Annotated in this window: 13 protein-coding genes; 1 reads left to right on the plus strand and 12 read right to left on the minus strand. The window is 60.9% G+C overall.

The window, feature by feature from the left end:
• Nucleotides 1–111: 111 nt before the first annotated feature.
• The 12 genes from AC0Z8Z_RS07030 to AC0Z8Z_RS07085 form a co-directional block, all read right to left on the minus strand.
• Nucleotides 112–603 (minus strand): Hcp family type VI secretion system effector, encoded by a 492-nt coding sequence (locus AC0Z8Z_RS07030; protein ID WP_065991578.1) that lies wholly within the window; start codon nucleotides 601–603, stop codon nucleotides 112–114.
• Nucleotides 604–622: 19 nt separating this feature from the next.
• Nucleotides 623–2,395 (minus strand): OmpA family protein, encoded by a 1,773-nt coding sequence (locus AC0Z8Z_RS07035; RefSeq protein ID WP_485618597.1) that lies wholly within the window; start codon nucleotides 2,393–2,395, stop codon nucleotides 623–625.
• A 7-nt stretch (nucleotides 2,396–2,402) separates the two neighbouring features.
• Complete coding sequence (gene tssL, locus AC0Z8Z_RS07040; RefSeq protein WP_485618599.1) at nucleotides 2,403–3,074, minus strand: type VI secretion system protein TssL, short form; 672 nt, start codon at nucleotides 3,072–3,074, stop codon at nucleotides 2,403–2,405.
• A gap of 8 nt (nucleotides 3,075–3,082) precedes the next feature.
• Nucleotides 3,083–4,438 (minus strand): type VI secretion system baseplate subunit TssK, encoded by a 1,356-nt coding sequence (gene tssK / locus AC0Z8Z_RS07045; protein ID WP_485618601.1) that lies wholly within the window; start codon nucleotides 4,436–4,438, stop codon nucleotides 3,083–3,085.
• 23 nt (nucleotides 4,439–4,461) lie between these two features.
• Nucleotides 4,462–6,000 (minus strand): type VI secretion system contractile sheath large subunit, encoded by a 1,539-nt coding sequence (tssC, locus tag AC0Z8Z_RS07050; protein WP_485618603.1) that lies wholly within the window; start codon nucleotides 5,998–6,000, stop codon nucleotides 4,462–4,464.
• Nucleotides 6,001–6,028: 28 nt separating this feature from the next.
• Nucleotides 6,029–6,532 (minus strand): type VI secretion system contractile sheath small subunit, encoded by a 504-nt coding sequence (gene tssB / locus AC0Z8Z_RS07055; RefSeq protein ID WP_485618604.1) that lies wholly within the window; start codon nucleotides 6,530–6,532, stop codon nucleotides 6,029–6,031.
• Between the two features lie 384 nt (nucleotides 6,533–6,916).
• Complete coding sequence (locus tag AC0Z8Z_RS07060; protein ID WP_172612355.1) at nucleotides 6,917–8,542, minus strand: NADP-dependent glyceraldehyde-3-phosphate dehydrogenase; 1,626 nt, start codon at nucleotides 8,540–8,542, stop codon at nucleotides 6,917–6,919.
• 138 nt (nucleotides 8,543–8,680) lie between these two features.
• Entirely contained in the window at nucleotides 8,681–9,805 is a 1,125-nt protein-coding gene (locus AC0Z8Z_RS07065; protein WP_485618606.1) for a GGDEF domain-containing protein, read from the minus strand.
• Between the two features lie 143 nt (nucleotides 9,806–9,948).
• On the minus strand, nucleotides 9,949–10,725 hold the full coding sequence (locus AC0Z8Z_RS07070; RefSeq protein ID WP_485618687.1) for a DUF72 domain-containing protein: 777 nt from the start codon (nucleotides 10,723–10,725) through the stop codon (nucleotides 9,949–9,951).
• A 23-nt stretch (nucleotides 10,726–10,748) separates the two neighbouring features.
• Entirely contained in the window at nucleotides 10,749–11,180 is a 432-nt protein-coding gene (locus AC0Z8Z_RS07075; RefSeq protein WP_122625453.1) for an HhH-GDP family DNA glycosylase, read from the minus strand.
• A gap of 86 nt (nucleotides 11,181–11,266) precedes the next feature.
• Nucleotides 11,267–11,959 (minus strand): RES family NAD+ phosphorylase, encoded by a 693-nt coding sequence (locus AC0Z8Z_RS07080; RefSeq protein ID WP_485618608.1) that lies wholly within the window; start codon nucleotides 11,957–11,959, stop codon nucleotides 11,267–11,269.
• Complete coding sequence (locus AC0Z8Z_RS07085; RefSeq protein ID WP_172612358.1) at nucleotides 11,953–12,357, minus strand: antitoxin Xre-like helix-turn-helix domain-containing protein; 405 nt, start codon at nucleotides 12,355–12,357, stop codon at nucleotides 11,953–11,955. Before AC0Z8Z_RS07085 ends, AC0Z8Z_RS07080 begins: the two co-directional genes overlap by 7 nt.
• 300 nt (nucleotides 12,358–12,657) lie before the next feature.
• Between AC0Z8Z_RS07085 and AC0Z8Z_RS07090 the strand changes: the two genes are divergently transcribed.
• Entirely contained in the window at nucleotides 12,658–13,701 is a 1,044-nt protein-coding gene (locus AC0Z8Z_RS07090; RefSeq protein ID WP_485618610.1) for an SDR family oxidoreductase, read from the plus strand.
• Nucleotides 13,702–13,791 lie beyond the last annotated feature (90 nt).

Genomic DNA, 13,791 nt, shown 5'->3' on the forward strand with positions numbered 1-13,791 from the left:
ACGTGCCGTGCAGATGTGCTTGGCGGAGCGCCCGCGACCGGGCGCTCAACCCAACACACCGCAGCCGGCAGACAGGCGTGCAAAAGCTGCCTGTCTGCCGGCCGTGCAGCGTCAGGCGGTCTGGCGTTCGTTCCACGAGTCGGAGTGGATGATGTTGCCGTCCTTGTAGGTCCAGGTGACCTTCTCGTAGCGCAACTCGACCATCTCCAGGTGGTTGTGCTTCTCCTTGGCCGGGTCCTTGACGTCGTGCATTTTCGGCGCGACGCGGACCACCTTGACGTTCTCCAGCAGGGTGTTGAAGTACTCGACTTCCTGGCCTGCGTCGTCGATGCGGTACCACTTGAACTCGGCGCTTTTCAGCGTCTGGCCGGTGCCGACGGCCTTGTACAGGTACGGGCTGCTGGCATCGATTTCCTTGGTGAACAGGAACGGCGTGTGCACCCGGGCGCCGGTCAATTTGCCCGTGTTGTTGTCGGTGGGGATGTAGACGCTGTGGTCCTGGGCGACCACTTCGACGCTGCCTTCCCGGGACTGCACGTTGACCGAGCCTTTGATGTCAGCGCCGCCGTCATCTTTGAGCCAGAGGTAAACGGGAATTGCCATGTGAAACTCCTTGCTTGGGTTATCGAGTGCCGCGAAATGCGACGGGGGTAGCCGGCCCGGCCCCGGCAGAAAGCGACCCGCAGGCCCCCTCTTCCGGCACCAGACGGATGTCGACGCGGCGGTTGGCCCTGCGCCCTTGTTCGGTGTCATTGCTGGCAATCGGTTGACTGGCGCCATAGCCCTGCACGGCAAAGCAACTGCCGGGGATGCCGCCCATGCGCTGCATCCAGTCGCGCACTGAAGCGGCGCGGTCGCGGGACAGGCGCAGGTTCTGCTCGGCGCTGCCGGTGGCGTCGGTGTGCCCGGTGACGACGATCAACCAGCCGGGTCTGGCCTTGATGCCGACCAGCGCATTGATCAGCACCTGGGTCGACTCCGCCTTGAGTTCGGCGCTGCCGATGTTGAACAGCGACAGCGTGTCCAGACGCACCGGCGCGGACGCCTGCGCCATCTCGGCGGGCGGACGGTAACGGCCGATGGCGTGCCAGACCCTGATGCGCAGTTGTTCGGCGCGATAAAGGCCGAGGCCCAACGACCGTGGTTCGCCGTAGCGGTAGTAGTCATCCAGCCGCCGGACGTCGTCGTGCAGGACGGTCAACGCCGCTTCGCGCAAGGCCCTGGCCTGCTGATCGTCTCGGGCGGTTTCGTTGATCGAGGCGTAGCGGCGCAGGTCGTCGCTGACCTGGCGGATCAGCAAGGTGTTCTGCCGGGCCGAGCTCGACATGGCAACGACGGCAGCGAAAACCGCCAGCCAGATGCCCATGACACCGGCGCGCCGTGCTGCGGTGTTGCCGGTGTGCCGGGGCAGCAGTTCCAGCAAAGCGTCCGGCACAGGCAAAACGCCACCCGGGTGCTCCGCAAGAAGAGTCGGCAACAGCCCGGTTTTTGCGTGTATCCAGTGCTGCCAAACGCTGGCCGAAACCTGTTCCGGCAAACGAGGTACGCGGCAGATCGCGTAGGTCACCGGCAAACGCGCGCGATGGCGGCCGGGGGGTATGAAATGCGGGACAACACATTGTTCCAGCCATGCAGCGTGGGCGTGCATTTGCACGGCGAGCTGCATGCGGTCGGTGAGAGCGGCGGGCTCTTGTCTCTGCCAGTCCTCAACGCTGACGCAGGTGCCGTTGTGTCGTACCCGCGCCGATGGCTGGCCATTTTCCCAACTGAACCAGACGGATTCCCCGTTCGCACCGTCCTCTTTCGCACCCACATCGCGCGCATCCTGGGACGCTTGTTGATAGCTCACCACCCACAGCGGCAAGGTCAGCGCGCGCTTGCGGATCACCGAAAGCTGGTGGGTCAGCGCACGAAGCTGGCCCTCCAGTTCCGCGCTGTCAGCGTGTTGGGCTGGATTAATGACAAACATGACGCTCATCTGCGCGCGCCATTGCGGACGGGCGGCCAGCAGAGCAGCGGCCATACCAGGCAATCGCTCAATGCTCGGCACGCTGACGTAACACCCGCTCGCCGTCGTCCGCACGGCGGTTTGCTCGGCGATATCGGCATCGACATCAAGATCAGCAGCAAAAAGCGCCGACGATCCCTGCCCGCACACCAGCACTACGGGCAGGCGGTACTCACTGCCGGGCAAGGCTCGACTCTCACCCAACCCCAGAGGACCACCAACACGGACAGAGCGTCGCCCCGCCAGCACCCACGCCCCCGCCACCAGACCCAGGGCGGCCGTGACAGCAAGGGCTTGAGCGACCGCGCTCAGGGGCAACACGCTGATCACCATCAGCGCCAGGCATCCCGACCACAGGGCCAGTGCGCGCATCAACTTGAGTGTCATGGGCGCGTCACACCCGCTCGGTCACAAGGGAGGCGACCAGCGCCGCCAGATGCGAATCGAGCAGCCACCAGAGGCCCGCCAGCAGCAGACCGGCCGCGAACAGGTGCAGCAACGGGGCGCGCATCCATGCCGGCAAGGGCTTGCGGCCCCGTGCGTCGATCCACGTCGGCAGCGCCTGATCCAGGCTCACCGGCGCAACCCGGGTGGTCAACTCGGCCATCAACTGCTGACGCTCGGGGTGGTCGGGCGCCTTGTAGCGACCGAGAAAGCCCAGCATCAGCACGCGTTGATACACCCTCAGCACGCTCGGGTCCGGAGCCGGTTCGTTCAACACCTCACGCATTTCTTCGTAGAGAAACTGCCCCGCCTGATGACGTCCGAAGTAATGCGCCTGAAGCGGTTCGTAGGTCCATTTGGCGCGGGCACTGGCACCGGCGTGGATCAGCACGGTTTCATCCAGCAGTGCACACTGGGCGTGGCTGATGAAATCAACATGGCGCTGGCTGACACCGGCTTGCGTCAGCCCGTCGCGAACCATCACCACCTGCCGGGTACACAGGTCCCAGAGCGCATCGCTGTCTGGAGACGACGCGCCATGGCGCAACTCGACCACCAGCAGGTAACTGTCCTGAAGCAGTTGATCGACATCGACGTGCTGCGCAGCCGCTTGGCTTTTCATCGGCCGGCTCATGAGCGCAACACCGCAAACAGCTCAAGCTTGACGTCCGGCAGCGTCGCCGGTACGTAGAACGCGCAGACTCCTTCGGCGAGCACGGCCTGACCGCTCGGATGGGCAAAGTCGAGGGCGAAATACTGGTTCTCGAGACGCAGCGGAATCGCCGCCGGCACATGACTCAGCGGCTGCAACGGAACACCGTCCAGCGCGGCATTGATCAACTGATCGACGTCGTCCGGGGTGCCGACCTTGCACAGCCGCGGAAACTGCGCCTGCAGTTGCGCCGGGGCCTCGCGGCAGCGCACCGAGAGGTAAAAGTCAGCGGCGTCGGCTTCACGCAGGCGCGGATCATTGAACGCCACTTGCCAGCGACCCGGGATCACCCGCTCCAGCTCCAGGGCAATCACCCGCGATGGCAGACTGGCTTCCAGCAACGTCGAGATCATCTGCATCAACGGCGGGAATACGGTTTCCAGGTCTTCGTGGCGGTACGCCGGAATGGCGTCAACGTCGTGTTCGAGGGAGAACGTCAGCAGCGCGCCCGCCAGCTTCACCATTTCCTGATAGACCTGCTCGGGATGGCGCGCCGGGCTGGCCTTGAAATCGGCGAGCACGGGTTGATAGGTGTTCAGCGCATTGAGCAGCCAGAACAACGAAACATCGGCCACCGCGAAGTCGGCCATGCGCTGGTTACTCTCACGGCGCATGCCCATCAAGCGTTGTCGCTTGGAGGCCAGTTGAGTCAGCAGATTGTCCAGCTGGACCTGCAAACCGGGGTGCCCGGCGAAGCTCAACAGCGGTGGCACGAACGCCTCGTCCAGGCACGCACGGCCCTGGCCGTCACGCACCAGCCGGGCGACCGGACAGGTCAGGTAATTAGCGTTGTCATCGCTGGCCAGACGCAGGCTCAGCATGTGATCGAGCACGCCGATCGACTGTTGATCGTCGCCATACAGATCCTGCACCTGTCGCCAATCCTGGCGGTAACGCACCGGCCGGTCAGCGCGAGCGTCTTCAAACAGACAATTACCACCGTTGGCCTGCTCCAGCGGCAGGCACAACACCACCGTCGCGCCCTGCCCCGGCTCGATCTGAATCTGTTCGAGGGACAGCGCGGCGGGCAGCCGATCAACGCTGTCGGTATCGATCAGCGTGCCGTCGGGCATGCGGACGCGCAGCGCGGACGCCTTGAGTTTGCCGAGCCGCAGCGCCTCACCATCGAAGGTCGCCGTCTGCACACCCCACGGATGAACCCGCGACAGGTAAGCGATACATTCGTTGGTCCAGGCTTCCCAGCGCGCTTGCTGCTGGAATTGCTGCTGAGACAGTAGCGCCCCGGCGGCCCAGAGAGGTCGGTCGATTTTCATGTTGTGCTCACCTATGGCCGACGTCAGGTTTTGGCTTTGGGCATCTGGGAAACCAGCGAGAGGTTCACGTCCATGCCTTCCACCTGGAAATGCGGCACGGCGTACAACTTCACGCGGAAGAAACCCGGGTTGTCGTCGATGTCTTCCACCGTCACCCGTGCATCACGTAACGGGTGCGAGGCCTGCAGGTCGTCCCCGGGGTCGGTCATTTCGGTGACCAGCCCGCTGATCCACTTATTCAATTCCAGTTCCAGCAGACGCCGGTCTTTGGTGGTGCCGATGTTCTCGCGCTGAATCAATTTCAAATAATGCGCAATGCGCGACAGCAGAAAGATATAAGGCAAGCGCGAGTTGATCCGGCTGTTGGCCGTGGCATCGGCGGTGTCATATAACGCAGGTTTTTGTGTCGAATTGGCGGAAAAGAAACAGGCGTAATCGCGATTCTTGTAATACGAGAGTGGGATAAAGCCCAGGTTGGCGAATTCAAACTCTCGGGTTTCCGGAATCATCACTTCCGAAGGGATCTTCACCTGACTGCCGGTGCCAAGGTCATATAAATGAATAGGCAAGTCCGACACCGCACCCCCGGACTGCGGTCCGCGAATCTGCACACACCAGCCATTGGCGACAAAACTCTTCACCATATTGGCAGCGAAGGCAAATGACGCATTGGTCCACAAATATTTACTGTGATCGGTGCCTTTGACACTTTCCACATAATTGAAACTGCGTACCGGAATGGTGTCTGGGCCATAGGGCAGCCGTCCCAATACCCGGGGCATGGTCAACCCGATATAACGGGAATCATCGGTGTCGCGGAACGACTTCCATTTGATGTATTCGGCGCGATCAAAATAATTGCCGATGTCTTTGATGGCAGCGACTTCTTCCATGGTTTCCTTGCCGAAGAATGCCGGCCCTACCGAACCAATGAACGGCATGTGCGCGGCCGCCGCGACTTTGGATATATTGCGAAGCAGCGCGATATCTTGCGGGCTGCGATCAAACTCGTAACTGGAAACAGCTGCGGCAATGGGTTCACCGCCAGGCGTGTCGTACTCCTGGGTATAGGTGTGCATGTACAGACCGCTTTGAGCGATTTCAGGAGCGTCTTCGAAATCCTGGACCAGATGGTCCTTGCTGATGTCCAGCAACTCGATGCGCACGTTTTGCCGGAAATCGGTCTGGTCGATCAGCGATTTAACGCCGCGCCATGTGGACTCCACTCGCTGAAAGTCCGGATGGTGCATGACGGCGTCGAGCTGGCGGCTGATCTGCGCGTCCAGCGAGGCGATGTGCTCGTCAAGCAGGGTCTTGTCGAGGCGCTGGACCTTGCGCGACGAGCCTTTGAGGAGGTTGAGGAATACGCTGACGGCTGCGGTTACGCGCTCATCGGCGGAAATCTCCGACAGCGCTTCGTTGTTCTGAAACGCCTCGATATCGCCCAACGCTGAAACCGGGTTGAGGTTGATTTTTGAAAACAGCGTGTTATACACGCCGGGGCTTTCTTCGGACAAAACGGTGCCACCGCCTGAGACTGCGGAAGAGTGCTTCGAGGACATGTTTGATACCTGCTAGAGACCCGGTTGATTAATCCGCTGTGGGGGCGGCGAGTACTGCCAGCTCGGCGCGCAACTCGTCACTGAGCGTCTCGTCTTTGACGATGCGTTCAAGTTCATGACGGAAGGTCGCATTGTCGAGCAGGTTTGATTTGAGATCGCGCAGCAGATTGCGGGTCGCCAATAACGCGCGCAATGACGGTATTTGTCTTGCTACCTGTTCCGGTTCGAAGTCTTTCATTTTTTGAAAGTTTAAATCCACGGAGGCATCGGAACCGTCGTCGGCAAAGGTATTTTCAACGGTCAGTTTCAATGCCGGAGCGAATTCAGCCAGCACACTGTCGAAATTATTCTTGTTGATATTGATTTTTGTGCGTTCGGACAAAGCTCGGCCTTCCCGGCCATTGCTGTAATCCCCCAACACCATTAATTTGAGTGGCAACTCGACCTTCTTCTGCGCACCACCCGTGTGCAAATCGAGTTTTATATTGACCCGGGCTTTGGGCACTTCATTTTGAAAGCTGTTTGAAGCCATAACTCCTCCGTCGAAAATGCCACACGTCACAAAGGGGAATATCTGGACCGCAGGGCCTTTTTATCAGTCGAGCGTCCAGGACCCAAGCGGTCAAGTTTTAACAAGTGTGAGCAGCGAATGGGCTGATGAAGTTTTCATCGCATTCGGGAAGCGGCAAGGCTAATCCCCTACGAATAAAAACTCTACCCACAAAGACAGGTCGAGAGCTGTCCTACGGAAGTCTAGAAACTTTCCTACAAAATGATCCCGGAGAGCGGAACGGCTGCAAAATTAAACAGCCTGCGCCATACAGTGGCGGCGGGTTTTAAAGTACAGATATAAAAACCGCAAGCGGTTGAACAGCATCAACTGTTCAACAGGCTTGCGGTGACGTCGGGCGATGAATCAGAAAATGTAATCGGTAGTCAGGAACGTCGACTCACGGTTATGGATGATGTCGCTGATGAGTGCCTTGTTGCTCTCCTGGAACTTGGTCGCCACCAGGGTACGGATCGAGAACACGCGCAGCGCATCGTGCACCGACAGCGTGCCTTCAGCCGAATTCTTGCGGCCGTTGAACGGGAAGCTGTCCGGGCCGCGCTGGCACTGCGCATTGATGTTGATCCGCCCCACCTGATTGGCGAACGCATCGACCAGACGCCCGACCTGCTTGGAATCGTTGCCGAAGATGCTCAACTGCTGGCCGAAATCGGAGTCCAGCACGTACTCGATCACCGTTTCCAGATCGCGGTAGGCCACCACCGGCACCACGGGCCCGAACTGTTCTTCGTGATACACACGCATGTCCGGCGTCACCGGGTACAACACGGCCGGGTAGAAAAACTGCCCGTGGGTCGTGCCGCCGCCCTCATTGACCACTTTGGCGCCCTTGCCCACAGCATCGTCCACCAGACCTTGCAGGTACTCGGTCTTGCCCGGCTCCGGCAATGGCGTCAGCGAGACGCCCGGTTCCCACGGCATGCCAGGTTTGAGCTGAGCGAGTTTTTCTTCGAACTTCTCGAGGAAACTGCCGACGACGTTTTCGTGCACGAACAGGATCTTCAACGCCGTGCAACGCTGACCGTTGAACGACAGCGAGCCGGTAATGGCTTCCGTCACCGCATTGTCCAGGTTCACATCCGGCAGCACGATGCCCGGGTTTTTGGCGTCCAGGCCCAGGGCGGCGCGCAGACGGTGCGGCTTGGGGTGGAGTTTTTTCAGGGCGCTGGCGGCCTTGTTGGTACCGATGAACGCGAACACGTCGATCTTGCCGCTGGCCATCAGCGCGCTGACCGTCTCGCGGCCACTGCCGTAGATCACGTTGATAACCCCGGCCGGGAAGCTGTCGCGGAACGCTTCGAGCAACGGACGAATCAGCAGCACGCCGAACTTGGCCGGTTTGAACACCACGGTATTGCCCATGATCAGGGCCGGAATCAGCGTGGTGAAGGTCTCGTTCAGCGGATAGTTGTAAGGGCCCATGCACAGGGTCACACCCAGCGGCACACGGCGGATCTGGCCGAGGGTGTCCTGCTCCAGCTCGAAGCGGCTGGAACGGCGGTCGAGTTCCTTGAGGGCGTTGATGGTGTCGACGATGTAATCGCAGGTGCGGTCGAATTCTTTCTGCGAGTCCTTGAGATTCTTGCCGATTTCCCACATCAGCAGCGTGACCACCGCGTCGCGCTGCTCGCGCATCAACTTGAGGAAGGTCTCGACGTGATGGATGCGATCGGCCACGCGCATTGTGGGCCAGGCGCCCTGGCCCCGATCGTAGGCTTTGACGGCAGCGTCCAGCGCGGTCATTGCCGTGTCGGCATCCATCAGCGGCGTGCTGCCCAGCACCACGGACTCAAGGCCTGTGTCGGTCTGCAGCGAGACCGGGCTCAACACCGGCGCCAACGGCCCGTGCCATTGGTGCAGTTCGCCATTGACCAGGTAATCGCGCTGCTCGATGGCGGGACCTGCGCGGAACGGCTCAGGGATCTCGTCGGCGCGCGGGTACAGGTTGTCCAGGCGGTTTTGCAGGGTCATCTCATTTACCTCTTCCAGTCGGTCTTCGTGCCAAACAGGCTGAACACACTACGCCACAGCCGCCGCCGAATGAAGCGTCGAGACACATGTCACGTCCGAGTGACACGAAAACTGTCCGCGCTCGTTTCAGAGATTCCCCTAGGCCACCGCCGTCTGGTTGCGACCCGATGCCTTGGCCCGAAACAGCGCCTTGTCCGCCAGGCCGAGCAAGCCGTGTACGTCCTGATCGGTGTCGCTCAGCGCGGCGACACCGAGGCTGGCGGTAACCCCTTCGTCGTGCTGGCAGGTAATGTCGGCGATGGCCTGACGGAGTTTTTCGGCGATGGCATGGGCCGCTTCGAGCGTGGTGTTGGCCAGCACCAGCGCAAATTCTTCGCCGCCCAGGCGTCCGCAAACGTCGCCTTCCCGCACGGATTGGCAGATGACCCGGCCGATCTGCCGCAACACGTCATCGCCGGCCTGATGGCCGTGGCAATCGTTGATGCGCTTGAAGTGATCGATGTCCAGCATCAGCGCGCACAGCGGCAGCCGGCTGCGCTTGCAGGTGTCGTAGGCGCGCTCGGCCCGATGGAAAAAAGCCCGGCGGTTTTTCACTCCGGTCAGTTCGTCGGTCTGTGCGGCGTGGTCAGCGATGCCATGGGCATGTTCCATTTCGCGGCTGAGGCGAAATGCCCGCTCCATCGCCCGGCACAATTTGCGCGTCGCACTGACCACGAAAATGGCAAAGATCAGCGACGCGGCAGCCATGCCCTGCTGCGCGGTCTGGGGCTGAAACAGCAGCCAGAGCGAGCACGGCAACAGCACCAGCGCAATCGACACCAGGGTCATCGAGCGGTACGCGGAATAACAGGACACCGCGCTCACCGTCATGCCCACCGCGAATAGCAGCACCAGTGTCTGGATCAGCAGATCACCGGCTTGCATCAGTGCCAGCGCACCACCGCCCCAGATGCCAGCGGACAGTACCAGCGTGATCCAGTAAACGGGTTCCCAGCGCTCCGGCGTCCGGGCGGTTTCCGGCATCCGAAAATAGGTGGTCAACATGATCAGGCGCAGGGTGGTCGAGGCGCCCAGCAACCCTAGCCACCAGAGAATCAGCGAATGCTCGAGGCGCTCCCAGCAAATCCAGGAGAGCATAATTGCCGCCAGAGCACTGCCGAACACCGAGAAAAAACTCTGACGGAAAAGCAACTGCAAACGATCGTTACGCACCTGGCCCCGTATCAGGGCCTCGCGCGCCGGTTGAGAATTATGGAGGTACATCGAATTCGCCCGACCCTGGCATTGGATGGAGCGGATTGTGGCATCGTGCTATGACAGTAAACAACTCGCGCGCCAACTAAATGTTGCCCAAGCCGGCGAGCGGGGCAATCCGCCGGAAAAATGACGGTTCGGGCGTCCCGGAGTCAATCCTTTTGCGTAAGTCCGGATGGCTGCAGACCGAGCAACTCCGTCAGTTTTAAGGCGTCGCCCGTTGCGGCGCCGCTGGCGGTGTTATCGAAAATACACCACGTCGGCGCACCGTTTTGCGCCTTAGCCTTCAACTCGACGGCCAGACGAATCAAATAATCTTCTTCATAGCCGCTGTAATAGATGCGCGGCGCGCCGTGCAGTCGCCAGTAACGCATCCCCGGCCAGCCTGAGGGTTGGCTGTCGTTGCTGAGCCTCGACGGATCGACCGTTGCTTGCGCGATGCGATAGTGAAGAAGCATCGACTCGCCCTGCACCCAGCTTTCATGGCGCGGTTCAATGATCACATGGCCCTCATAGCGCTCGCGCAGCTGGATCAAAAAGGCCTCGGCCACCCGTGGTTCGAACGCCAGCGACGGTGGCAACTGCAGCAACAGGCAGCCAAGCCGTTCGCCCAGCTCCCCGCATTGACCGAGGAATTCATCCAGCGCCCGGGCGCTGTCGTGCAAGCGCTGTTCGTGGGAAATGAGCTTGGGGATTTTCACCGAAAAGCGGAAATCCGCCGGTACTGACTCAGCCCAGCGGGCGTAGGTCTGCGGTCGGTGGGGGCGATAGAACGAGCTGTTGATTTCCGCGGTATTGAATTGCCGGGCGTAGCGCTGCAAGTGAGTGCCGTCGCCCGGAAACGCCGACGCATATTCACGGCCCAGACTCCAGCCGGCGCAGCCCACGAAGACTCTGCCAGGCGCTTGCGGGACAGCGCCGTCGAACACAGCACCCGTCAAAACTGTATCGTTCAAAACAGCACCTCCCCGGCTTCACCCATAAAGATTTCTGCAGTCTTCGGTCCTATGCCGTCGAACGCCTGCAGGCGCTTTTCGAACTCGCCACGGTCGGCGCTGGCAGCAACGATCGCGGTGACAGTGCCGCCATATTCGTTAATCAGCCTGGATGCCAGCGCCAAGAGGCGCACGGCCGTGGATTCGTCGTAACGCGCGTAACCGCCCTCGCCCAGCATCCTCACCAGTTCCCGATGGGTGCACCCGGCCAGCTTGCGCGGCGTGTCGCGGCCGTGCCTGTCGACGATGACGTGATAGGTCTGCACCGCCGCCTGCGCCCGAATGCGCTTGCCCATCAGGAAACTGGCCAGCAACCATTTGAACAGCGCCGCCTCACCGCCCTCGACGAGGTCGATGCCCAGTTCCAGCGCTGTGATGTTCTTGCCCATGACCGCTCCTCGATATCCATTGCTGGAGTGACTTCTCAAGCAGCGGTTGAGTTCGATGTTTTGCGCGGCGTGCGGATCGATCAGCGTCAGGCGTTGGAGAGCCGGTTGATGCCGATGACCTCGCCGCTCCAGATCATCTCGTAGTGAGCGCTCTGCACAATGGACGTGACGTGGCGCGGGGTCAGCAATGCCCAGCAGACATTGCCTGGCGAGCGCACCGAGCAGTAACGCAGCCCGGCCATCCCGGCCTGCTTCGCGGCCTTGCCCAGCACGTGGGACTGCGCGTAGTCGTCGGGTGCGTAGATGGGGTCGGAGAGCGGGATTGAAGTAGCGTCGACGCTGCCCTCCTCGCTGAAGCTGCAACTCAGGCAGCGGAACACGAAGCGCTCGTACTTCAGCGCCGCGACCCGCGACCAGTACAACTGCTGATGATGACGCACTTCAGCAATGGCCGTGTCGACGGTGTCAGCCAGATACAGCACGCCGAACTCGCCGCTGCTGAAGCGCGAGCCCGCCGGATTGACATGGGTAAAGGGTGCAACCGCATAAGAACACCCGGGGATGCCGAACGGGATCTCGGCCAGGGGAATCAGCTCGATGCGGCCGACTTCGTTTTGCAGGCGCGGGTTGGTCAGCGCCTGAATTCGATACAGCGTCTCGAACTCGGCGGCATCGGCAACGTCGCTGAACAGCTCGATGGGAGGGAATTTGGAATTGACCAGGCGATAGGCCTGCTGCGTCTCACCGGCGAGTGCGGGGAGCGCGTCCGGCGTCACCATTGGGCGCCCCGGAGGGTATCGATGCGACGGAAGGTTTCGTACAGCGCGATCATGTCGCCCTGGGCCATGACGTCCAGGGGCTTTCTGCCATTGAAGAACTCGTTGTGGTTTTCCATCGACGGGAAACCGTAGGCGTTGTCGGGATTATCAAACAGGGTTCGCAGGGCGGCGTGAATGTTCAGCACGAAGCTGACCCGCTGCATCTGGTCCTGATCCAGTGCCACCGACCACTGCGCGTCGTCCTGGCGAGCGCGGGTGTACGTGCTTCGGGAAATGCGCAGGATCTGACAGGCTTGCTCGCTGGTGGCTTTCCATTTGTCCAGCACCCGCAACGCCGCCCGCAAACCGACCACGCATTCGGACTTCGAAAGTTGTCGCGCTGGAAGGGCGATGGTCATGAAATTACCTCTTGGTCACAGCGGTTACATTATCTACAGACGCAACCCTACTTCATTTGCATCCATGGACGCAATGTCAAGTTTCAGCAGCGTAGATTTGCACTGCGTTATTGGATGACTTCCGGGCCAAGGCCGCTCCATCGGGCACCCTTCAACCCAGCCTCCACCATGAGCGCATCGCAGAACGGCTGTCTCTCCACCCCGCAAAAGAATGCACGGACCGAAACCGCCACGGTCTGCCCTTTGACTGCGCTGCTTACCTGCGGCGCGCCCACTGATTGTCCAGAGGAGAACCTACCCATGCCTGAACAGCACTTACTCGTCGCCGGCGCCAGCGGGGTTATCGGTAAAGCGGTAGTAGAAAGTTTCGCCGACGCCGGCTGGCAAGTGTCCACCGTCGGCAGATCGACGACCGCACCAAGTCGCTTTCCACACCTGACTGCTGATCTGCTGGAGCCCGAGACCCTCGACGCCTCGAAAGCCAGCCTGAAGCCCGTGACCCACCTCTTCTACAGCGCCCTCAAGCCCGACAGCGATCCGGGCATCGAAGCGGATGAAAACGCCGCAATGCTGGAGAATCTGGTCGCCGCCCTGCGCGATTCAGGCGCGAGTCTGAAGCGCATCACCATTGTTCAGGGCGGCAAAATTTACGGCGCGCAACTGGGCGTCTATAAAACCCCTGCCCGTGAGAATGACAGCCGCCACTTCCCGCCCAACCTCTACTTCCGCCACGAGGACTTCGTGAGAAGCCTCGAAGCGCAAGGCGTCCAATGGACAGCGTTGCGCCCCGACATCGTCATCGGCCATTCCATGGGTTCGGCGATGAACCTCGGCAATCTGATCGGTCTGTACGGCACACTGTGCCGCGAGACCGGCACGGCGATGCAGTTTCCAGGCTCCGACATCGCTTACCGCAATGTCCTGGTGAACGTGACCTCCGCAGAGCTGATTGGCGAGGCAGCCGTCTGGGCCGCAGTCAACGACATGAACGGCGCCTTCAACCTGACCAATGGGGACGTGTTTCGCTGGAGCCATGTCTGGCCAAAACTGGCTGAGTGGTTCGGGCTCGACGTCGGCGAGCCGCAACCGATTTCCCTCTCCCAGCGCCTAGGCGCGCTGCGTCCTGTGTGGGAAAGCCTGACGCGACGCGAAGGGCTGGCGGAAACCGACCCGGACCGAATCGCGCTGGGCTCTTTCGGCGACTTCATTTTCCACGTCGAAAAAGATGCCATTTTTGACGTCACCAAAGCCCGGCAGGCAGGGTTCTCGAGCATGACGCTGCGTTCGGATGAAGTGCTGCTGGCGCACCTGGAAGACATGCGGGCCAGAAAGCTGATTCCCTGAGCCGTTAAAGGGGACTGATTGATTGACAGCGCGTCACGGTCAATCAATCAGTCCTCGTGCCAACCATCCCCTGGGTCGTTACACGCTGAC

The sequence above is a fragment of the Pseudomonas sp. 1L-C-7-B-C1 genome (assembly GCF_057291635.1).

Excerpts from the sequence above, each read along its gene's own strand:
- AC0Z8Z_RS07030 (WP_065991578.1), bottom strand. The coding sequence starts at position 603 with ATGGCAATTCCCGTTTACCTCTGGCTCAAAGATGACGGCGGCGCTGAC.
- AC0Z8Z_RS07075 (WP_122625453.1), bottom strand. The coding sequence starts at position 11,180 with ATGGGCAAGAACATCACAGCGCTGGAACTGGGCATCGACCTCGTCGAG.
- tssK (WP_485618601.1), bottom strand. The coding sequence starts at position 4,438 with ATGAAAATCGACCGACCTCTCTGGGCCGCCGGGGCGCTACTGTCTCAG.
- AC0Z8Z_RS07035 (WP_485618597.1), bottom strand. The coding sequence starts at position 2,395 with ATGACACTCAAGTTGATGCGCGCACTGGCCCTGTGGTCGGGATGCCTG.
- AC0Z8Z_RS07065 (WP_485618606.1), bottom strand. The coding sequence starts at position 9,805 with ATGTACCTCCATAATTCTCAACCGGCGCGCGAGGCCCTGATACGGGGC.
- tssB (WP_485618604.1), bottom strand. The coding sequence starts at position 6,532 with ATGGCTTCAAACAGCTTTCAAAATGAAGTGCCCAAAGCCCGGGTCAAT.
- tssL (WP_485618599.1), bottom strand. The coding sequence starts at position 3,074 with ATGAAAAGCCAAGCGGCTGCGCAGCACGTCGATGTCGATCAACTGCTT.
- AC0Z8Z_RS07085 (WP_172612358.1), bottom strand. The coding sequence starts at position 12,357 with ATGACCATCGCCCTTCCAGCGCGACAACTTTCGAAGTCCGAATGCGTG.
- AC0Z8Z_RS07060 (WP_172612355.1), bottom strand. The coding sequence starts at position 8,542 with ATGACCCTGCAAAACCGCCTGGACAACCTGTACCCGCGCGCCGACGAG.
- AC0Z8Z_RS07090 (WP_485618610.1), top strand. The coding sequence starts at position 12,658 with ATGCCTGAACAGCACTTACTCGTCGCCGGCGCCAGCGGGGTTATCGGT.
- tssC (WP_485618603.1), bottom strand. The coding sequence starts at position 6,000 with ATGTCCTCGAAGCACTCTTCCGCAGTCTCAGGCGGTGGCACCGTTTTG.
- AC0Z8Z_RS07080 (WP_485618608.1), bottom strand. The coding sequence starts at position 11,959 with ATGGTGACGCCGGACGCGCTCCCCGCACTCGCCGGTGAGACGCAGCAG.